This window comes from Parabacteroides sp. TM07-1AC (assembly GCF_003480915.1).
In the GTDB taxonomy this organism is placed as follows: Bacteria; Bacteroidota; Bacteroidia; order Bacteroidales; family Tannerellaceae; genus Parabacteroides; species Parabacteroides chongii.
The window spans coordinates 100443-122988 of record NZ_QUKD01000005.1 but is presented as its reverse complement, the minus strand read 5'-3'; the positions used below and the strand labels follow the sequence as shown (position 1 = coordinate 122988).

15 protein-coding genes are annotated in these 22546 nt (G+C 42.5%); 14 read left to right on the top strand and 1 reads right to left on the bottom strand.

All coding sequences use genetic code 11. The annotated features are described in order from the left end of the window. The first annotated feature begins 129 nt into the window (after nt 1-129). Both DXD68_RS12320 and DXD68_RS12315 read left to right on the top strand, forming a co-directional pair. A complete protein-coding gene (locus DXD68_RS12320) occupies nt 130-1230 on the top strand; it encodes a TlpA disulfide reductase family protein (RefSeq protein ID WP_122361785.1) in 1101 nt (366 codons plus the stop codon). A 41-nt stretch (nt 1231-1271) separates the two neighbouring features. Beyond that, the gene (locus DXD68_RS12315; RefSeq protein WP_122361784.1) at nt 1272-2810 is read left to right on the top strand and encodes a YifB family Mg chelatase-like AAA ATPase; all 1539 of its coding nucleotides are present in this window, start codon (nt 1272-1274) and stop codon (nt 2808-2810) included. A 625-nt stretch (nt 2811-3435) separates the two neighbouring features. Here the strand turns inward: DXD68_RS12315 and DXD68_RS12310 are convergent. Further along, nucleotides 3436-4290 carry a helix-turn-helix domain-containing protein gene (locus DXD68_RS12310; protein WP_122361783.1) on the bottom strand — a complete coding sequence of 285 codons (855 nt, stop codon included), beginning with the start codon at nt 4288-4290 and terminating at the stop codon, nt 3436-3438. A 294-nt stretch (nt 4291-4584) separates the two neighbouring features. Between DXD68_RS12310 and DXD68_RS12305 the strand changes: the two genes are divergently transcribed. The 12 genes from DXD68_RS12305 (at nt 4585) to metG (ending at nt 22497) form a co-directional block, all read left to right on the top strand. Continuing rightward, nucleotides 4585-7227, top strand: coding sequence for a DUF4493 domain-containing protein (locus DXD68_RS12305; RefSeq protein ID WP_158585878.1), 2643 nt, complete (start codon nt 4585-4587; stop codon nt 7225-7227). Nucleotides 7228-7234: 7 nt separating this feature from the next. After that, on the top strand, nt 7235-8041 hold the full coding sequence (locus tag DXD68_RS12300) for a DUF4493 domain-containing protein (protein ID WP_122361781.1): 807 nt from the start codon (nt 7235-7237) through the stop codon (nt 8039-8041). Between the two features lie 4 nt (nt 8042-8045). Further along, on the top strand, nt 8046-9422 hold the full coding sequence (locus DXD68_RS12295) for a DUF4493 domain-containing protein (RefSeq protein ID WP_122361780.1): 1377 nt from the start codon (nt 8046-8048) through the stop codon (nt 9420-9422). A gap of 9 nt (nt 9423-9431) precedes the next feature. Then, nucleotides 9432-11681: a DUF4493 domain-containing protein gene (locus DXD68_RS12290; protein WP_122361779.1), complete on the top strand. Its 2250-nt coding sequence runs from the start codon at nt 9432-9434 to the stop codon at nt 11679-11681. 3 nt (nt 11682-11684) lie between these two features. Beyond that, nucleotides 11685-12425, top strand: coding sequence for a hypothetical protein (locus tag DXD68_RS12285; protein ID WP_075559845.1), 741 nt, complete (start codon nt 11685-11687; stop codon nt 12423-12425). 9 nt (nt 12426-12434) lie between these two features. Continuing rightward, complete coding sequence (locus DXD68_RS12280; protein WP_122361778.1) at nt 12435-14087, top strand: PCMD domain-containing protein; 1653 nt, start codon at nt 12435-12437, stop codon at nt 14085-14087. Nucleotides 14088-14220: 133 nt separating this feature from the next. Beyond that, nucleotides 14221-14559: a type II toxin-antitoxin system RelE/ParE family toxin gene (locus tag DXD68_RS12275; protein ID WP_122361777.1), complete on the top strand. Its 339-nt coding sequence runs from the start codon at nt 14221-14223 to the stop codon at nt 14557-14559. An 8-nt stretch (nt 14560-14567) separates the two neighbouring features. After that, nucleotides 14568-14885, top strand: coding sequence for a helix-turn-helix domain-containing protein (locus tag DXD68_RS12270; protein WP_122361776.1), 318 nt, complete (start codon nt 14568-14570; stop codon nt 14883-14885). Between the two features lie 372 nt (nt 14886-15257). Next, nucleotides 15258-19628 (top strand): InlB B-repeat-containing protein, encoded by a 4371-nt coding sequence (locus DXD68_RS12265; RefSeq protein ID WP_233577128.1) that lies wholly within the window; start codon nt 15258-15260, stop codon nt 19626-19628. 100 nt (nt 19629-19728) lie between these two features. Continuing rightward, the gene (locus tag DXD68_RS12260) at nt 19729-20022 is read left to right on the top strand and encodes a nucleotidyltransferase family protein (protein ID WP_122361774.1); all 294 of its coding nucleotides are present in this window, start codon (nt 19729-19731) and stop codon (nt 20020-20022) included. After that, complete coding sequence (locus tag DXD68_RS12255; RefSeq protein WP_122361773.1) at nt 20015-20383, top strand: DUF86 domain-containing protein; 369 nt, start codon at nt 20015-20017, stop codon at nt 20381-20383. Before DXD68_RS12260 ends, DXD68_RS12255 begins: the two co-directional genes overlap by 8 nt. Before the next feature lie 74 nt (nt 20384-20457). Then, on the top strand, nt 20458-22497 hold the full coding sequence (metG, locus tag DXD68_RS12250) for a methionine--tRNA ligase (RefSeq protein WP_122361772.1): 2040 nt from the start codon (nt 20458-20460) through the stop codon (nt 22495-22497). The last annotated feature ends 49 nt before the right edge of the window (nt 22498-22546 follow it).

Sequence of the window (22546 nt, the reverse complement as noted above, 5' to 3'; positions counted from 1 at the left end):
AGCGTAGAACATTTTGTTCTGCGCTTTTTTTATATATCTATATTAATTTTATCATAAATGTTAGTTTGTTTTAAAATCTATTATTATCTTTACCCCAAATTATCCGTTATTGTGGGGTTTAAAGGTAGAATGATAAAGCATTTATTATTGATTTTCGGAGTCGCATTGTTTTTGTCGTCATGCGGCAAGGACGTCTCTTACCGAATAGAAGGCAAATTGTCTAATTTGGAAGATGAGACGTTGTATGCTGTTTTTGAAAATGACAATTACAAGGTCGTCGATACCATCACGTGTGAAAAACCCGGACAATTCTCTTTGAAACGCAATGAAGGTGATTTCAATACGGTCACAATCTTCTTCGATAACAAGAAAAGCTGGACTACGGCTTACCTGATCAAAGGTGAAAAAATAACCATTAGCGGTGATGCTCTTTATCCGTCTCTGTTGCAGGTAAAAGGCGGACGGATCAACGATCAGTTGAACTCCTACAAGAAGAGTATCAGTCCCTTGCTGAAGGAACAAGCGGATCTGTTCAAGATTTTGACGAATAAGGGAAGCTATACGAATACAACGGAGGAAACCGATATCCCGTCTCGTCTGACCAATGTGAATCATACGTTGTCGGAACGGGCCATGGAATACATACAGGCGCATCCCGATGAGGAGGCTTCGGCTGTTTTACTGCAATATTACTTCATGAATCCGGATGACACCCGAAAGCTGGATGAGTTACTGGCGGTGCTGAGTCCGAAGTTGAACAATTTCTATCTGATACGTAAACTGCAGGAATATAGTGCCAAGGCACAACGTACCTTGTTGGGTGCGGAAGCCCCCGGCTTTCATGTAAAGAACGTATACGGACAAACTGTGAGTCTGGATTCATTCCCGCAACGTTATTTGCTGCTTGCTTTTACGGCTCCCTGGTGCGATATGTGCCAGACGGAAGACCTGTTTTTGGATAAAGTCGCAATGAAATATCCGAAAGAGAAAGTGGATATGCTGCTGATCAGCCTGGACGACGACCCGAAGGAAGTCCGCAAGCTGCTGGCTAAAGACAGTATCGACTGGAACCTGGTGACCGACTCTGCCGGACAGGCAACGATGTTGGTCGACCTCTATAATGTAAACGCACTTCCCCGCTGTTTCCTGATCGATGAAGAAGGAAAGATCGTCATGAAGACGGACAACGGTGTGGAAATAGAACAAACACTTGAAAAACTGATAGAGTGATGAAATAACGAATTATAAACTTTCAACCAAAATCATTAATTATGTTAGTCAAATCGTATGCCGCCGCGGTGCAGGGCATCTCTGCAACCATTGTCACCATTGAAGTCAATTGTACGAAGGGAATCCAGTTCTTTCTGGTCGGTCTCCCCGATGTTGCCGTACGCGAAAGTCACGAACGTATCATCTCTGCCCTTCAGGTAAGCGGATATAAATTCCCCCGTAATCGTATTGTGATTAATATGGCGCCTGCCGATATCCGGAAAGAAGGTTCTGCCTATGATCTGCCGCTGGCTGTCGGCATATTGGCTGCGGCTGAAGAGCTGGATGCTTCCCGGCTGGATCAATTCATCCTGATGGGAGAACTTTCGCTCGACGGGAGCCTGCAGCCGGTGAAAGGGGTGTTGCCTATCGCCATCAAAGCGAGGGAAGAGGACTTCAAGGGCTTTATTCTTCCTAAACAGAATGCACGAGAAGCTGCGGTAGTCAATAATCTGGAGGTGTACGGGGCTTCGACCATCAAAGAGGTAATCGAGTTCATGAGTGGAAAGCGTGAACTGCAGCCGACTGTCGTGAACACGAGGGAAGAATTTTATGCCCGCCAGGAGCAGTTTGAGTTCGATTTCTCCGATGTACGCGGGCAGGAGAGTGTCAAGCGTGCCTTGGAAGTGGCTGCTGCCGGTGGTCATAACCTGCTGATGATAGGTGCACCGGGAAGCGGCAAGTCGATGCTGGCAAAACGGTTGCCGACTATTCTTCCGCCGTTCACCTTGCATGAATCGCTGGAGACAACGAAGATCCATTCTGTAGCAGGAAAGATAGGGGTGGAGACTTCCCTGATGGTACAGCGTCCGTTCCGTTCGCCGCATCATACCATTTCGAATGTGGCGATGGTAGGCGGGGGAGCTTATCCGCAACCGGGAGAGGTCAGTCTGGCTCATAATGGGGTACTGTTTCTCGATGAGTTGCCGGAGTTCAACCGAAGTGTGCTCGAAGTGATGCGTCAGCCGCTGGAGGATCGCAAGATCACGGTTTCGCGTGCCCGTTTCTCGGTCGATTATCCTGCCAGCTTTATGCTGGTCGCTTCGATGAATCCTTGCCCGTGCGGTTATTACAACCATCCCGACCGGCCTTGTCTTTGTCCTCCGGGAGCGGTGCAGAAATACATGAACCGTGTTTCGGGACCGTTGCTCGACCGTATCGACATACAGGTGGAGATCGTTCCCGTGCCTTTTGAGAAGATTTCCGAACAACGTCCGTCCGAACCCAGTCTGGCTGTCCGTGAACGGGTTATCAAGGCGCGTGCTATCCAGGAAAAGCGTTTTTCCGATTATGAAGGTATCTATTGCAACGCCCAGATGACTACGCCGCTTCTGCATAAATATGCCGTGCCCGATGCCGCCTGTCTGGCCTTGCTCAAAACCGCCATGCAGCGTCTGAGCCTGTCCGCCCGTGCCTACGACCGTATCCTGAAAGTCTCCCGCACCATTGCCGACCTTGATGCCTCCGAAAACATCGAGACCCGCCATCTCGCCGAAGCCATCAATTACCGAAACCTCGACAGGGAGAGTTGGGGACTGTAGAAATTTAAGGAAGACTATTTCTACCAGGATGATACTATTGCGTCGCTTCCTAAGTAAATTGGGTAATATACCATTCACCTATCACCTTTTCATACTCGCTTTTTGATTATCATGGGCTTATGGGTGAATGGATGGGGTGAACGGTTCTATAAAAAGGTGAATGGTTGGTTTGAACCCTTCACCTTTTTAAAATGAACCCTTCCGGCAATTAAAAAGTATCTTGCTTCTGGTTACTTGTTGCTATCAAACACGTTACTAATTAACTCTTTAGATATTACTTTCGGTCTTTAGAACCTCCGTCGTTAAGCTTTGCGACCTTTGTCGTTAAGCTTTGTGACCATGCTCGTTAAGCTTGCCGACCTTGGTCGGTAAGAATAGAGGTTATGACGTTTGACTTAATCGTTCCTGACTTTCTGTTTGGTGAGCAATACTATGAGTAATAAAAATAAGTAATCTAAAAAATGAGAGTGAACGGTTTATGCGAACCATTCACTTTTTTGAGCAACCGTTCACCTGTTAAAATGATATGTTATATGTTGATATTTAGTTGAATATGTTTGTTATGGTGAACGGTGAACGGTTTAATCCTGTTTTATCATGTAGAGGCGGTAGTTCTCACAGAACTTCAACTATTCCGGTATTCCAACGGGCTGATACCCACATGTCGTTTAAAATATTTGCCGAAGAAGGACATGTTTGTGAAGTTCAGCGAATAGGCGATATCCTGCACCGAAGTCTCGGTCGATTTCAACTGGGCTTTGGCATCCATGATGACCATCGATGCGATGATATCGATGCAGGTTTTTCCTGTGGCTTGCCGGATCGTTGTACTTAAATGAGCCTGTGTAATTCCCAGTTTATCAGCATAGAAGGATACGTTTCGTTCCTGACTGTAATGTTGCATGACCAGTTGTGTAAACTCGTGTGCGATCTGTTCACTTTTTCCTAAAACTGTTTTTTTAGTTCGTAAATCCTTATACAAATCGCCTAGTCCGTGGATCAAGGTGAAGAACATATGTTTGGTAACCTCTCTGCTGATTTTTCCGTAACAAGTGATATAGGTCCTGGCCAGCAGATCCATATGGTCGCGGAAGATTTGGGCGACTTCTTCTTTCAATGGGAAAACCGGTGAGGTCTTTATCGTATAGAAGATGTCGAGAGTCGATTTGATAATATTGGTTGATGTAATGAACTGGGAGGAATAGCCTATGAAATAGATCTTTAGCTCTCCTGTTACTTTCAGTATCTGGAGAATACTTCCCGGCAGGATGGTCACGAAGTCGTTTGCTTTTACCTGGTAGGTCGTTGCATCGATTGAAGCCTCGATTTCTCCTGCCATGCAGAGCACGAAGATACCAGCTTTCAACCGGCAGGGGAAATTCGTGTACATATTCAGTATTTCGGGGCTGATATCTTTCCCGACAATCCAGTCTTCGGGGATGTCGAGTTTGGGTAGCTCCTTAGCTGTATTTGTGTCCATTTGCTTGTTTTTATATAGCTGCAAATGTATTCATTATTTTTCAAAGGCTGATCTGTTTTCTTATAAATAGAACACTGGAATATCTCCTTTCTGTACCATATCATATATAATAAAGAAAGTTAGTTAATATGTTTTAAGACATGTCTAAAAAAAAGGACAGCAAATCGTATAAATAGACCTTGTGAGGTTCCGAAATTCGGAGTTAATTTGTCCCCGATAAAAAATGCATAGATACTAGTATATAATATTAAGGTTAGCAAATAACCGTAAAATTGGCATAAGAGGGAAATGGAAATGAAGAGAAGACATAGTTCTGCGAGAGCTATGGCGTTGTTTACGTATATTTCTGTATTAATATTAAGTCTGTCTGCTTGTGATGAGGAAGGTCATTCTTCCAAATCGGGAAAACTACGTTTAAGTCTGACCGCCGATACCACTTCCCTGAAGAAAGGTATCGATTCGGGCATCACCAAAGCGGTTTCGGACGAGTTCACGCAATTCCTTACTACAGAAGATTATCGGATATTGATTGTCTCTGACAAAGACACCACAAAATCATACGACCGTTTCGACCAGATGCCGTCTGAGATCGAACTGCCCGAAGGTGCTTACACCCTGGTTGCCTCCAAAGGGAACAATCTCCCTGCTGAATTTGAGAATCCTTATTTCGAGGGGAGTACTGCCTTTACCGTAAAAGAGGGGATGAGTACGCCGCTGGAGGTGACGGCGACATTGGGGAATGCACGGATCACGGCTGAATATACCGACGATTTTAAGGAAGCGTATTCAGAGTATACGGTTTTGCTGAGTTCTTCGTATACGACTGCCGATTTAGAGATTGTCAAAGGCGAAACGCGTCCGGCATATATGCAGGTGGACAAGGACGGAACGAATATCGCTATCGGTATCAAACTGAAGAAAATAACTGAAGAGACGGAGAAAACATATTACGTACCGACTGCATTAAAGCTGGAACGCCGACAGAATGTCCGCCTGGTGTTCAAGACGGATGGAGAAGCGTTGGATGGAATCGGGCTGGATATTGTATTGGATGATACGATGGAGGAAGTGACGATGACGACGGAGATTCCGGATTTTATGTGGCAACAGGTGACGAAGCCGACACTGAGTGCCGGAGGCTTTAAAGATGGTGTTTCTTTGGAAGTAAAAACTTCGGTATTTGATGAAGAACTGCAAGTGGGATTCAATATTCCTGGTGGTCTGAAGTCTTTGTCCGTAAAACGTTGGATAGGTGATGCGGATGAAGAAGAGGCCGAAGAAATCGATTTTGTGACGCAAGCGGATGAGGCAAAGTTACAGGGATATCGCTGGATGGTCGGTGATACTGAAGACGGAGATTTGTCTAAAGCTCGGGCCGGTTATGTGAGTTTGTTGACGGCAATCCGGAGCTTGCAAGCAGACCCGGATGTTCCTGTGGTTTATCATTTTTCATTCCATGCTATTGATGCGACAGGGAAGGCGTATGAGAGTAATACAGTTCGTCTGACTGTAACAGTATTACCAGCGGGTAATCCATTTATCGATAAACAGGCGTTGGCTTTACCTTCGGAAGTGGTAGAAGGAGATGAGTTGGAAGATGTGTTACAAGCATCTTTGATAGCAGAAGGCTTGATTGATCAAGAGAATACGACATTGATATTAACTGGTACAGACGGATTGAAAAAGGCCTTTAAATTGAGTGATGATACAGATCGGAATGCATTATATACAATGTATGGTATCGGTGTGGAGAAAATAGCTGATTCACGTTTAGATCTGTATATATTTAAGCCATTCACAACATTTTTGTCTGCCCCAAAAGAGGGAGGAAGCCATACATATACATTGAAGTTACATCTGCAAGATAAAAACGGAAAGACGGATGAAATGATGAAAGAGATTGTAGTGAAAGCTCCGAAATTCGATTTTGTGACAAGTGAGGGAGACGCTTTTGCTAAACGAATTGTCCTACGTACTGATTTCTTGGGTGATGAGAACAAGAATAAACTGACTTATCAATATTTGAATGGAAATGATTGGACGGATATACCGAATCAATCGTTGAGAAAAGATGCTGAAGGAAACCAGTGGGTAGACACTTTGCGTAATTTGACTCCGGAAACGAAATATTCAGTTCGTGCGATATATAACAAGGGTAAAGAGTATGAACGTGTCAGTAAAGAGGTAATGGTTACAACTGAGACGACTGGCACGATTCCGAATGGAGGGTTCGAAGAATGGAGTTTTGAGAAAATAGGTTATTGGGAAAAGTATTTCCCTTGGAAAAATGAAGAAACAAAAGGATGGAACACTGTTAATTTGAAAACTACTCAAGATGGTGGTGATAGGTGGAGTATAAGTTTTCGTTATATAGCTAATTCTAGTACAATGTCTACAACAGATAAAGGTGAAGATGATATCGCAGCTTTAATTAGAACAGTAGGGTGGGGAGCCGGAAATTCAGCAGGAGGGAATGCTTCTGTAATCAAACATTTAACTCCTGGAGAGTTATTCTTAGGAGAAATTGATAATAATACACTTGAACCTATATATGGCTATAAGTTTAATTCACGTCCCACGGGTTTCTCTTTTGATTATAAATACGAAACGAAATCTGGTAGTGATGATAAGTTTGTTGCCAAGATTGTTGTGTTGGACGTTAATGGTGAAATTATAGCTGAACAACAGTTGCCATCGATAAGTTCTGGGACGACTTCTTCTTGGATTACAGGTCAAGATGTTCGATTACAATATATGGGGAAAAATGGTAGATTGAAAGCAGATAAGATTTATATTTTATTTAAATCAAGTTCTTCTGATAATTATGATTATTTGAGAAATAATTTAGTGAAAATTCCGCCAGTGGCAAATTTGAGTGATGGAGAATCTGTTGGTAGCCAACTTTATATTGACAACGTCGAATTAATATACGAATAAGGAAAAGATGAAAAGAAATATACTATACTGTTGTCTGTGTACTGTATTGCTGGGTTTGTCGGCTTGTGGAGACGGGTCGGTTGATAAGAACGAATACTTTGAGGAGGGTATGGGAGGTTTGCGACTGATGGCCGGTTATTCAACTGAAATAAAGGTGCCGATTATTACCCGAAGTGCGGATTTCAGTGATTTGGTAGTTGAAGATCTGCATATAGTGATTACTGATAACAAGGATAATTTAGTGAAGCTGGATAAGGTTTATGGGGATTTGTTGAACGAGGAAGAAGGAGGTCTGCCTATCGTCCTTCCGTTGGGTGAATATACCGTGAAAGCTTGTACAACCACGGACACGGCTGACGGTATAACTGAAATTCCTTATTTTATGGCTGAAAATAACAAGGTCATGGTGGTGGAAAAACAAATTTCTAATGTAGCCCTTTCTTGTACGTTCGAAAGTATAGGGGTTGAATTGGAGATTTCAGATCAGTTTAAGCAGCTGATGAAAGAACACCCGAATAACTATTCTTATCAAGTAACAGTTTCTAATGGTGTGGCTTCTTGGGAGTTTACGCCGGAAAAAATGACGACTGCTTATTTTTTGGATGCATGTAAAGCATTAGTTGTAAAAGTGAAGGTTCGACTGGGTAGTTCTAATAAGTGGTATCCGGAGCGGACGTATTACGTAAAGAATAGTTTGAATACACCTGCTACTTCTCCGCAGTTGGGAGAGTATTATGTAATACGACTGGATGCGGGTCTGGAATCGGAAAAGGTCTTGTCGTTGAAATCAGTTACACAGAACATAACAGAATAAACACATGAATAACAGAATATATTGGAGCCTTTTATTGCTTATCTCTTTTTTGTTCTCTTGTGAAATGAAGAAAGATCTGTTCGGTGAAAAAGAAGGACAGACAGGAGATGGCATGTCGATAGAGAATGTCGGTTTGCTCGATTTGGAAGTAAATGCAGAGAAAGAGACCCCAGTACCGGGTACTAAAGGTGATAGCGATATAGATGAGACATTGAACTCGGATGATTTTGCCGTTTCTATTTTGGATAGTTTAGGACAACTTGTAAAGTCGTATGAGTCGTTTGCTGCGATAAAAGAGGAAGGTGAGTTGTTGTTGCCTCCCGGACTTTACCAAGTATCGGCAAGTTTAGGTGATAATGTGAATGCGGGATTCGATCAACCGTATTATGCAGGTGATACCACTTGTATAATCTCAGCTAAAGAAGTAGCGAAAGTTGTGGCTAAATGTCGGTTACAGAATAAAAAACTGCAGTTTGGCTTTTCTGATAAATTCCTGCAGCAGTTTAAGGGTGATTATACGATCGTGGCAGACAATGGTGTAGGTGTGTTGACTATTCCAGCTAATGAAGAACGTGTTGCTTATCTGAAGAACAGCGGAACCTTGCGTTTTACTGTTTATGCTACGACAAAGGATGAGAAGGCTTGTACCTATTCAGTAGACCTATCTAAAGAAGATACGATATTGGAACATAATAATGTATATATCGAATTAGATACCGAATCGATTAACCCTATTCCCCCTGATACACCTGATGGTGGAGATGAGGGGGAAGAGCCGGAAGAACCAGTTGATCCTGATGAACCGGAAGTACCTGACGAACCGGGAGATTCAGAACAGACTGTTGCTCGTCCTTTGCTGAAAGTGGATATATCTTTGGTGGAGAAGGACTATGTGATTGAAATACCGTCTGTCTTTGAAGAGTCGGAAAAACCGGATACACCGGGAGGAGATCCGGATACGCCCGGAGGTGGGGATGAGCCGGGAGGAGATACACAGCAAAAGATTGGTATAACCGGAACGATCGATGGACGTTCTTTTGATGTTAATCAGGTGCAGACAATTACATCTACAACCAAAAGCGTGGTAATTAATTTGTATTTGCCAACAGGTTTATCTCAGTTAGATGTGGATGTGTCGATCGGAGCAGATATAAAGTTATCGCTTGATTTGCTCAATAAGTCTTCTGTGGATGAAGTAAACGGTATCCTGGCTAATTTGGGCAAGAAACTGGTAGTTCCTTCGAAAGGTGATAAAGGTAATTTGAAGTTTGATATATCGGGTTTTCTAGGGCTGATGGATACGAGCAACTCGTTTAAAATCTCTTTGGGAGACAAGAATGGAGAGAAAACGAATGCGACTATAAAGTTGAATAAGAAATAAGCGATAGATATGGACTATAAAAGGATAATAGGATACATTCTTTGCCTGTTAATGACTTTTTGTCTTTCATGTAAGGACGATACGGAGGGACTTCCAACCGGTATGCTTTATTTGAATGTGGAGGAAGATGCATCTTTGCAGACCCGGGCTACATCGGCAGTAACTTATGAATCGCTCCGGGTAGCGATCATTAAAGGAGAAGAAGATACGTTGAAAGTTTATAATGATTATCTGGAGGAGGTAAAAGGTGAACGATTGATATTGCCGGTCGGAACATATACGGTTGCCGTTAGTTCTAATCATGATGGTGCTGCTGCATGGGAAGCTCCTTTCTATGCTGGGCAGGAAACAGTGGAAGTGAAGCAAGGCGAGATAACAAATGCAAAAGTGACTTGTACTATCCATAATACAAAGGTTTCGGTTGAAGCTTCTCAACTGAAAGAATATTTCACTGATTATCAAACGGAAGTGAGTAACTCTTCCGGTTCGCTGACTTATACCCGCGATGAGTACCGTGCCGGATATTTTGCACCTGAAAAGTTGGCGCTTAAGCTAAGGTTGGTGAATCGGGACGGCAACGAGTTTGTCATTAAACGAGTATATCCGAATATTGAGCCGAAATATCATTATACTTTTAAGTTTGAGATAGATAACCAGGGACCGGGAGATACGGATGCCGGTATCGATTTCGATATCACTATTGATGAAGAGCATAAAGAAATAACCTGTCCGATCTTTATCCGTGAAGAGGATTTGACACAAATGGGAGAACCTTCTTTGCGACTTCAAGGTTTTACGGATGAAGGGATTTATCAGCATCCGGAGATCGTGGACGGTATGGATGTACCCGTGGCAGGGACAGTAGGTTTGGTTTATCGTATAGGTAAGAAAAACAGTGTTCAATCATTTAAGGTGACAACCGACTCTCCGGTGTTCGGTACTTTCGGATTGGCGGAATTTGAAATGACCGATGAAGTGATTGCAGAGCGGGCTGCCCAATTGGGATTCCCTCGTTTGCCGGGTAAGTCTATTGAAGAGGAAGAACTTTATGTGAACTATGAGTTGGATCTTTCGACTATGTTATCTTATCTGAAAACTATAGATCGCAAACCAACCATACATACCTTTACAGTCACCTTACTCGACAATATCAATCAGGAAACATCCATTGATTTCTCCTTCAAGATAATGCCGGATGTGGATGCATATGTAGAAGAGCCTATCAAATGGACGCACTTTGCTGTATTGAAAGGTGTTTGTCTGGATGAATCCAGTTATTTCATGTTGAAGGCAGCAGACGGAGAACCGAAGAAGGTTGATGTTGTTCAGCGAGATGTGGAAGGAAATTTGTCAGCTTTGGTGATTGGATTAACTCCTGATACAGAATATTCGTATTGGATTGAATCGGCGGATAATAGTGCGATGAAGTGTGAACCTGTCGTTTTTAGTTTAACTAAGCCATTTGAGGTGCCGAACTTGAATTTTGACCAATGGGGTAAACGTAATGATCAGGGAGCTTTAGGGAAGGTCGATTATATTTATGCCGTGGGGGTAAATTCTACTGGAGGTATTTTTTGGGAATCCGGGAACCGGGGTGCTGCATCCGGGGGGGAAGTCCTGTTGCAGGGAGAAGACTCGGATGTCAAACAAGGGAAAGCTGCCAGATTAACTTCTCGTTGGGCCGGAGCTATTGGTATCGGTGCGTTCTCTGCAGGTAGTATATTCTCTGGTTCTGTACAGGAAGTTTCTACTGCAGGTGCTAAGCTGAAGTACGGACAATTGCACAATGGTTATCCGACTGCTTTACAGGGATGGTATAAATATCACCCGGGTAAGATTAATTGGGTGGATAATAAAGAGACATCAACAAGCGAGACGGATGAGGCCGTTATTTATATAGCTTTGGCTACTAAGCAATATATCTTGGTGTCGTTACGGACAGATATAAAAGGTGTCGTGACTTTCGATCCTACAGATAGCGGTGTGATCGCTTATGGTGAAATGAAGACTCAGCAGGAAGTTGCAAATTATGAACAGTTCAATATACCGTTGATATATTCTCGATTGCCGAAAGCAGATGAGAAAGTATACCTTATTATTATGGCTGCATCAAGCAGTAAAGGAGAGTTTTTTAAAGGTTCAACGGACAGTTACTTGCTTTTGGATGAGTTCGAATTGAATTATGACTACAATGATTCTGCCATTCCCGCTTCTATGGCTGGAGATATGACACCGGTAAATATAAACGAATTAAACTAGAATATGAAACAACTCTTATCCCTTACCATATTGTTGATATGTTGTTCTGTATTGCCGGCGAAGGCAAAGGAGAACAAGTATGACCGGGGTATTCTGATGAAAACTTTTATCCCGAAAGGGCAATGGATGGTTGGTACTACGTTTTCCTATAGCGAACATGTGGACGAAAACTTTGAGTTTTTATCTGTGTTGAAGGATATTAATAGCGAAGGGTATACCTTTAAGGTGACTCCGTTGGTGAGTTATTTTATTCGCGACAATATTAGTATCGGCGGTCGTTTCTCCTATTCACGTACCAATACGGATATAGGTAATATATCTCTGGAACTGGGTGACGATCTGAGCTTTGATGTCGATAATTTTAAGTCTGTATCCAATACATATACGGCGGCGATCTTTCTCCGTACCTATTTGAATCTGGGAGACAGCAAGCGTTTCGGATTGTTTAATGAGGCGCGTGTGTCGTATGGTTATTCAGAAAGTAACAGTAGCTCAGGTACAGGAATCGATCTTTCCGGTATGTATCAGTTAAAGCATAACCTGAATATCGGTGTGGCTCCCGGTCTGACTGTCTTTATTAACGATTATGTGGCAGCTGAGGCTTCGGTTAGTGTGGCAGGTTTGAACTTCAACTGGTATGATCAGACAAAAGATCAGGTATATAAAGGGAAACGCACGGCAAGTTCCGCTAATTTCAAGATCAATCTGTTGTCGATCGATTTAGGTATTGTCTTTTATTTGTAAAAACAGGGCATGAAGGGAAGAAATAGTATCTGGTGTTTTTTAGTAGGTCTGCTGCTGACAGGCTGTGTGGAAAACGATCTGCCTTATCCTACCATCGAAGGGATTATCGAAGAGCTTGCCGTTGAAGGACAGACTTCGGTAAAGATCGATAAGACTTCGGCTTCCGTCTCTGTAAAGGTGGCGGATACATTGGACCTGAGGGACCTGAGAGTGGAAAAGCTGGTCGTTACTTCGGGTATGACCGTTATACCGGATTCTGTAGCTTGCAAAGACTTCCGCCATTTCCCGGATACCGGATTTGTGTCGGTTGACAGTTTGCCCGAGACGGTCAATACGCGAATGAACTTTAAGAAACCGGTTTCTTTTCTGCTTCGTTTGTATCAGGATTATCCCTGGAAAGTGACGGTGGTACATGATATACTGCGTAAAGTAACTGTTGCAAACCAGCTGGGGGCTTCCCTGATCGATGCTGATACGCATAATGTAATTATATATGTGGATTCAACAGCCCAGCCTTCTTTGCGTAATGTGAAAATAGAGACCTTCCAGTTAGGTAGCAGCATCGCAAAAACGACACCCGAACCGTCGGAGGTAACCGATTTTACCCGTCCTCGCATCTTCCAGGTATCCGCTTTTGATGAAACGGAAGAATGGACCGTGAGTGTGGCGTATCCGCCTGCCGGAATGTCGTTTACCTCTTTGTCGGCATGGGCAAAGCGGGCGGTTGTGACGGGTAAGACATTGACCGGACAGGTTTCGGCTTGCTATCGCGGTAAACCGCAGGCGGAGACAAAGGCTGATTCGGAAGAAGGCTGGGAGGAAGTGCTTTCCAGCGAAATAGAGATAGATGAAGAAGGAAACTTCACGTTGGTCTTTACGCATCTTAAACCGGGCATGGAGTATGAATATCAGTTAACGGTGGATGGTGCATCCGAGGATATCAAAACATTTACGACGGAGGCGGTGGAGTTGGTGCCAAACCTCTCATTGGACGATTGGTTCAAAGACGGCAAAAGCTGGTATGCCGACCTTGATCTGACTCCGGAGAATTATTTCTGGGATTCAGGAAACAAAGGCTCGAATGCCGTAGGTGAAGCGAATCCGACTTCTCCGGAAACCAGTGATGTCGTAAAGGGGAAAGCTGCTCGTCTGGAAAGTAAAACGGTAGCCGGTGTGTTTGCTGCCGGTAGTTTGTATACCGGGACTTTTGGTAAGGTTGAAGGACTGAGTGGTGCTTCGTTGAACTTCGGTCGTCCGTATACGGGTCGTCCATCTGCTTTGCGTGGCTATTATAAATACAATTCCGGTACCATTGATAAAGCGAAAGATCCGTATAAGGAGCTGGAAGGGCGTAAGGATTCTTGTCATATCTATATGGCTTTGTTTTCCGGCTGGACATCTCCGTTCCCTGTCAATACGAATACCGGAACATTTGTCGACCTGACCTGGAACAATGAGAATCTGCTCGCCTTCGGTCAGCTGGTTCAGGGGGAAACTGTCAAAGATTACACCCAGTTCCGTATCGACATGGAATATCGTGATCAAACAACAAAACCGACTTATATATTGATCGTCGCTTCCGCCAGTAAGTATGGTGATTACTTTACGGGCAGTACGAGTAGCGTGTTGTTGCTGGATGAGTTGGAGTTGGTGTTTGAGTAGGTGGAGAATTATCCATCGAATTGTTCTTTGAAGTAATGGGATTTGGAATGCAGGAAGATTCTGGAATAAAAATAGTCAGAAATGTTTCCTAAAAGGGAACGTTTTGCTATCTTTGTAGCATAAACTTAAGACTATGAAAGCAAAAGCGAAGTTTAAAATCATATATTCGGATGAAGCTATTGATTTTTTAGATAGCATTGATGTCAAAGCGAGAGCTAAGATCATGTATAATGTAAACAAAAGTAAGTTTGTTCTTGACAAAGAATTATTTAAAAAATTGGATGGTACGGACATTTGGGAATTTAGATCTGTGTATAACGGAATTGCTTATAGGTTATTAGCATTTTGGGATACAGAAAAAGATACTTTGGTAATCGCTACTCATGGTTTTATTAAGAAAACTCAAAAAACTCCACTAAAGGAGATTGTTAAGGCAAAAGAAATTAGGAAACAATATTTCGATTCTAAATAATTAGAAATATGGAAAAAATGAAATTTTATACAGAAGAGGAAGCTTTAGACAGGCTATTAGGTGTAAGAGGCACTCCGGAACGGGAAAAGTATGAAGATGATATTAACAATTTCCTAATCGGCGAGGCTATCAAGCAAATTCGTGAAGCCAAGAATCTCACCCAAGAGCAATTGGGGGAATTGATGGGTGTCAAGAGGGCGCAAATATCCAAAATAGAAAGTGGAAAAAGCGTCAATTTCTCAACGATTGTCCGAGCTTTCAGAGCTATGGGCGTAAAATCGGCAAACCTTGATTTAGGCTCATTGGGCAAGGTCGCTCTTTGGTAAATACCTTCTCGATAAAAAATATTTCCTTCCTTTCTGATTCCAAATTCAGAAGAAAACCTGCTTATCAAGTAAGATCAAGCTTACTCGATAAGTAGATAGAAACTTACTTACTAAGTAGCTGGCGGTTTACTTACCGAGTAACCGGAGGCATACTTACTAAGTAAGTTTTTGCTTGCTTCAGTACTTCATAGAACGGTTGATTAAGAATAAAATAATGGGATTGTGTCAAAACAGAGGTTCTGTCATGGCGGACTTGATCCGCCTTTCATATTAAACCTTGAGTTTGACATATTTTTCATTCGATATAAAATGAGAACTCAAATACATTCGGAAGAAATGAAAAAACTTCCGGATGGAAATATAGGAAAAGATATGGAAAGAAAGATAATGATGATAAGAAGTTTGTTACTTGTATTAGTATTGATGCAGGTATCGAATGAAGGATGGACGAAGGATATATCTGATGCTAAGGGATTTGCAAGAGCATGTAATGGTTTGGGAAGTTCTTATGCGTCGTATAGCGGTGATATTGTCACTCTGAAAAAAAATACGGAATTTACTTCAAATAACTTGAATTTAACAGGAGGTAATATTACTCTTAATTTGAATGGTTCTAGTTTATATAGGAATAACGGTGATTTATTAATGATTAGAAAAGGTGCTATTTTTACAGTAAAAGGGAGTGGTTCAATTTATTGTGGAAGTTCAACTTCTTCTACAATCTGGGTAGATGGAGGTACTTTGAATATTAGTTCTACCGTTTATAGTACAAGCTATGAATCTATAACAATAACAAATGGTGGTGTTGTAAACATTTTGGATGGAGCTGATATTTATACAAACAGTTCATCTGCATCTTTAAGATTAGCAAGTGGTACAGTTAATTTTAAAGGTGGACAGGTTAGTAATGAAGGAGGAGGTGTTTCTATAAAGATTGAAAATGGACAAAAACTGGAAGATCTCTGTGAAACAGGTTATAAACCATATCGGGATAATAAACATTTAGGAAGTCCTGATCTTATAGCTAATTCCATATCTGGTGTTATTACAATTAAGCCGGTTTATACACTTTCAACTACCGTTACGGGGAAAGGTTCTTGTGTATTAAAGATTGATGATCAGATAGCATCTTGGGCTGCAAGTGGAGAAAAAGTAGTGGTGGAGCCTACAGCAGAGAAAGGATATAAATTAATAGAACCTTCTGTTTTATCTTTTGATATGCCTGCTAGTAGTAAAAATGTAGCAATTGTTTTTCAGCGCGAAGATTATAGTATAACTTACAACAATATAAAAGCTGGAGATACAAATAATAATCCGAAAACTTATCATGTGGAATCAGGTACGATCTCATTAAAAGATCCGCTTCGTGAAGGCTATCGTTTTTTAGGTTGGTATAATGATGATCAGTATACAACTCAGGTAACACAAGTTGAGGCAGGAGATACTGGAAATAAAATATTCTATGCTTATTGGTCTCAGATATACACTGTGCAATATGATTTGAATAATGGTGTTTTAGATGGAGATTATGTTTCAAACTTTATAATAGAAGATTATAAAAATAAGGATTTGATCTTGCCTACTCCTAAGCGTACAGGTTTTAAATTTGCCGGATGGTATGAAGACGAATCTTGCATTGAGAATCCTGTTTCAAAAATCGTAACTCCCGGAAATAAAAAATATTATGCTAAATGGCTGGAAGCTTATTCTATAACATGTAAATGGAATGATGGGATAACTGCAGATTGGGCAACAGCCTATGATGAATCGGATAAGACCATAAAATTACCGGTAGGTATTACTCGTTCAGGCTATACTTTTGTTGGTTGGTTTGATAATGCTTCATGTACAGGATCTTCGATTGCAGAAGTACCGCAGGGTTCTACAGGAGATAAAGTATTTTATGCAAAGTGGAATATTATTCAATATAAACTGAATTTCTATTTGTATGATGGAAATTCGGAAAGTCTTCCTAAATCTTATACAGTGGAAGATGAAGTAAAACTACCGATTCCTCAAAAAGCAAACTTTACATTTAAAGGCTGGTATCTGTCTGGTTCTTTTGATGGAATGCCTATTTCTACAATTGCAAAGAATACAACAGGAGATATGGAGTTGCATGCAAAATGGTCTTTATTTGAGTATACAATAACATTGAATACAGGGATGAATATAGAATTGAGTCCAATACCATATACTGTTGAAACGGATGGTTATGTTCTTCCTAAAAATCTTAAACGTAATGGTTATGCCTTTGCTGGTTGGTATAAAGACAAGGACTGTACTTTGGCTTTTGGAACGACTATACCAAAGGGAACTAATGGCGATTTTATGTTGTATGCTAAATGGGAGTCTGCAAAATATACAATCACTTACAATACTTATTCCGATGTAAAAGTCCCATCATCCACCTATACCATTGAAGAAGATGTTACTTTGCCGGTACCGCAACGTACTGCCTATAGTTTTGCCGGTTGGTATGAATCGGATCGTTTAGAGGGTGAACCTATCATGGCTATAGAGAAAGGTTCGACTGGGAATAGAACGCTTTATGCGAAATGGTCTTCTGGTTCTGTTGTGAATATCGTAAAGGCAGCTAATGGTACGTTTACTGTGAAAAATGGTGATACGGAAGTGAAGTCTGGTGACTATGTGGGACAGGGGACTAAACTGACATTGACTGCTACCCCAACTGCTCCTTATACATTGAGTAAATGGGTTGTTAATGGTAAGGATGTTACTGGTAATCCGGTAACAGTGGAGATGCCGGCTTCCGGAGGACTAGCTATTTCGGCTGTATTTGCAGATAATCGTGTGGCTGCTTCTGCTCCGGAAATTGTTACAAATCCGGTAAATACGGATAAAATAGCAAAAGGGGAGACGGTGAAAGTTCAGTTACAGAAAACGGATGAATCTACATCTTTATATTATAGTGTGGATGGTGCTCCCGATAAGGCATATACAGGGGAGTTTATGGTATCCAGTTCGAAAGACACACTGGTCTTTAAGGCGATAGCACGGAAAACGGACTATAAAGATGGAGTAACCACACGTTTGTTTATTTTTGATAATAGTAGAATTACCCTGACCTTCGATCTCCCTTTAGGTGTGAAAGCGACTAATCCCACCGGTGGCGATGTGGTGACGGCTACCACGACCGGAGGTTCTTTTGAGTTTAAGCTGACGGTGGATAAAGACTATTATACGAATCTCGACTCAATGGTTGTCTCGGCGAATGATTCGACGATTACGGGGAATGCTTCCGGGCTTTATACGTTAACGAACTGCTCGTCCGATATTACAGTGACTGTCTCCGGTCTGAAAGCTAAAACCTGTACGGTTACATTGCAGCAGACAGAGAACGGACAGATCAAGTTTACCGATGGTGCGGACGAAACGGCCTCGGAAGTTGGATACGGATCATCGGTATCGATTACGGCAGTTGCTGATGAGGACTTTAAGTTCCTGCAATGGAATACCGGCAGCCAAAGCAACCCGCTGAACCTGACGGTTAGCAGGGATACGACTATTTCTGCCCGTTTCATCTCTGATTATAAGTCGTATATGATGACTTTGCCGCAGATGGAAGGAGTGACCGTGAAACCGTTCTCCGGTTATTCTACCGAAGTGAAGAAAGACGGAACGTTTAAGTTTTACCTGGTTCTCGCTAAAGGATACCGTGAAGGAAATCTGGTTGTTCGTGCCAATGGTGAAGAGTTGACGAAGAATAAAGGAGGATATGCGATCTACCATATAAATAAGAACATCAGCATTTCGGTCGATGGTATTGTCCGGGATTCCATAAAGCTGACATTGCCGGATCATGTGACGGCGAAAGTTGTTGAAACGATGTCCGACGTAGCCGGTCAAGGGCTATTTGAAGAAACGATGCTTTTGCTTCAGGCGAAAGCGCCCGAAGGCAAAATCTTTAGTAAATGGACGGACGGAAAGACGGATAATCCCCGAATGGCAACGGCAGTGGATGCAGCCCAGCTCATACCTCTGTTTACAGATAAGGAAGATGCTGCGTATGCAAAGGTGATCCTGAATCAATCACCGGGAGCTGGTATTACGGGAGCCAATTCGAATATGGATGCAGTGAAGAGTGGTGATGTTGTGCAATTGAAAGTTGTTTTGCTTCCTGCTTATAGCCAGAGCGAAGTCGTTTTGACAGCCGATGACAAGGTGCTGATTCCTGAAACTTCTTTACGCGCAGCATCTGAGACGAAGACCTATGTATATAATTTGCCGGTGGATAAAGACGGTATAACGGTGAAAGTATCGGGACTGAAACTAAATAGCTACGAGGTTGCAGTGAGCCAGACTAACGGTGGTACGGTATCTGCTGTTCCGGCAGGAAAGGTTATTCATGGGGATAAAGTTCAGTTGAAGGCAGAGGCGGCTTCCGGCATGTTGTTTGTCAAATGGTGGGATGGCAACACCCTGAATCCTTATCCGTATACGGTCACCTCCGATACGGAAGTAAAAGCCTGTTTCGTTGGAACAGAATCGACTGTCGATAATGAATCCATCCGCAAAGACGATAAGGTTTCGGTTTCAGTAACCGGACGGGTATTATCTGTCGCAGTCGCTGAAAAGTCAGCGCTATACATCTGGGATTACAAAGGCTCTTTGTTCCGTAACCAAACAATACCGGCAGGAGAATATACAATGTCATTACCCTCCGGAGTTTATCTGGTTAAGGTGGGAGATATGATAGTTCGAAAGGTTGTAGTTCGATAATAGGAATTTGTTAGTAAGTATTTGAAATACGATTTATTAAGAATATTCTTGCAAATGAGAACGGAATTTCTTTCCTTTGTGAGATAGTAAGTGTTTGTTTATGAAGACAAAAAAAGAATATATAGAATTGTTACGTAGCTACTTTTTGAATAATGCCAGATATTATGGTGTTGTCCGGATGGCTCTGTTTGGCTCTATTGTTCGAGGTGAACAAACTGAAAATAGCGATGTCGATGTAGCTTATGAAGGTGAGGCAAATCTTCTGCTAAGAAGTCGCATGAAACAGGAATTAGAATTATTATTTGGATGTAGAGTTGATCTGGTCCGTTTGAGAGAACAATTATCTGGCTCTACTTTTGGAAAGAGTATATCAAAAGATTTGATATATGTTTGATAAAGAAAGAATTCAGTCTTTGCTTAATCGAATAGAAGACTCTATTTTGTTAATTCAAACGAAGTCGGAGCAAATATCCACTCCGGAAGATTTTTTGTTGACTCCCGACGGCATGTTTATTTTAAGTGGTATCTGTATGCAGTTGATTTTTATAGGAGAAAGCGTCAAGACTATTGATAATAAAACAGAACATTCTTATTTGAAACGTTACCCGGCTGTTCCTTGGACTGGAATTATGGGATTACGGGATATTATTGCACATGAATACCATCGGATAGACGAAGAAGAAATATTTAATGTAATAAAGCAAGATTTAGCTCCTTTGTTAATGACTATCCGTCAGATGAGGACTGACTTATAAGTATAATTGATTTTACCTAATCATATTTCGCAAATATTTCCGTACCTTTGCCCCTCAAAAAGAGAACACAAGGTATGGAAAAACAGTTTAAGAGAACGCTGATTACTACGGCGTTGCCGTATGCGAACGGGCCGGTACATATCGGACATCTGGCCGGGGTGTATGTGCCGGCCGATATTTATGCCCGCTACCTTCGTCTGAAGGGGGAAGAGGTTTTGATGATCGGGGGATCGGATGAGCACGGTGTGCCTATTACGCTTCGGGCTAAGAAAGAAGGAGTTACACCGCAGGATGTGGTGGACCGTTTTCATGGTATCATCAAGAAGTCTTTCGAGGAGTTCGGTATCACGTTCGATATTTATTCCCGTACTACTTCGTCTACCCATCGTCAGGTGGCTTCGGATTTCTTCCGGACACTCTACGAAAAAGGTGAATTCATCGAGAAGACCAGCGAACAATATTACGACGAGGAAGCCAAACAATTCCTTGCCGACCGCTATATAACCGGTACATGCCCGCATTGCGGAAATGAAAAGGCCTATGGCGACCAGTGCGAAGCCTGCGGTACTTCGTTAAGCCCGACAGACCTGATCAATCCGAAGTCTGCCATCAGTGGCAGCGAGCCGGTGATGAAGGAAACCAAACACTGGTACCTGCCGTTGGATAAACATGAACCGTTCCTGCGCAAATGGATCCTCGAAGATCATAAGGAGTGGAAGCCGAACGTATACGGACAGTGCAAGAGCTGGTTGGATATGGGATTGCAGCCACGCGCCGTAAGCCGCGACCTGGACTGGGGTATCCCTGTGCCGGTGGAAGGTGCTGAAGGCAAAGTACTTTATGTGTGGTTCGATGCCCCGATCGGTTATATCTCCAATACCAAAGAATTGCTGCCGGATAGCTGGGAGACCTGGTGGAAAGATCCTGAAACCAAGATGGTACATTTCATCGGTAAGGACAACATCGTGTTCCACTGCATCGTATTCCCCTCTATGCTGAAGGCGGAAGGTTCTTTCAACCTGCCGGAGAACGTACCTGCCAATGAGTTTCTGAACTTGGAAGGTGATAAGATCTCAACTTCACGTAACTGGGCTGTTTGGCTGAACGAATATCTGCTGGATATGCCAGGTAAACAGGATGTGTTGCGTTATGTCTTGACAGCTAATGCTCCTGAAACAAAAGATAACGATTTTACCTGGAAAGATTTCCAGGCTCGTAATAATAATGAGCTGGTGGCTATCCTGGGTAACTTCGTGAATCGGGCACTGGTACTGACTGAGAAGTATTTTGAAGGAAAAGTGCCTGCAGCCGGTGAGTTGACCGATTATGACTGTCAGACATTGAAGGATTTTGAAGATGTAAAAGTAAATGTAGAACGTTTGCTGGATACATATCATTTCCGTGATGCTCAGAAGGAAGTGATGAATCTGGCACGTATCGGAAACAAATACCTGGCGGATACAGAACCCTGGAAGCTGGCGAAGACGGATATGGCACGTGTGGCTACGATCATGAATATCGCTTTGCAGATCACGGCTAACCTGGCCATTGCTTTCGAACCGTTCCTGCCGTTCAGTATGGAAAAACTCAACAAGATGCTGAATGTGGAACCGTTAGGCTGGGATCGTCTGGGGGCTACCGATTTATTGGAAGCCGGTCATCAGCTGGGTAAATCGGAATTGTTGTTTGAAAAGATCGAAGACAGCGTGATCGAAGCGCAGGTTCAGAAGTTGCTGGATACAAAGAAAGCAAACGAAGAGGCCAGCTATAAAGCGAAACCGGTACGTGAGAACATCGAGTTCGACGATTTCACGAAACTGGATATCCGTGTAGGTACTATCCTGGAATGTACGAAAGTACCGAAAGCCGACAAGCTGTTGCAGTTCCGCATCGATGACGGTCTGGAGAAACGTACGATCGTTTCGGGTATCGCCCAGCATTATGCTCCGGAAGACCTGGTGGGTAAACAAGTTTGCTTTATCGCTAACCTGGCTCCGCGCAAACTGAAAGGTATTGTGTCGGAAGGAATGATCCTGTCTGCCGAAAACTTCGACGGCAAGCTGGCGGTTATCACTCCGGAGAAGGAAGTGAAGCCGGGTAGCGAAGTGAAATAAGAAAAATAAACCTTCAAATGAAGGTGTCAGGGTGTGTCATCTTGTTTAC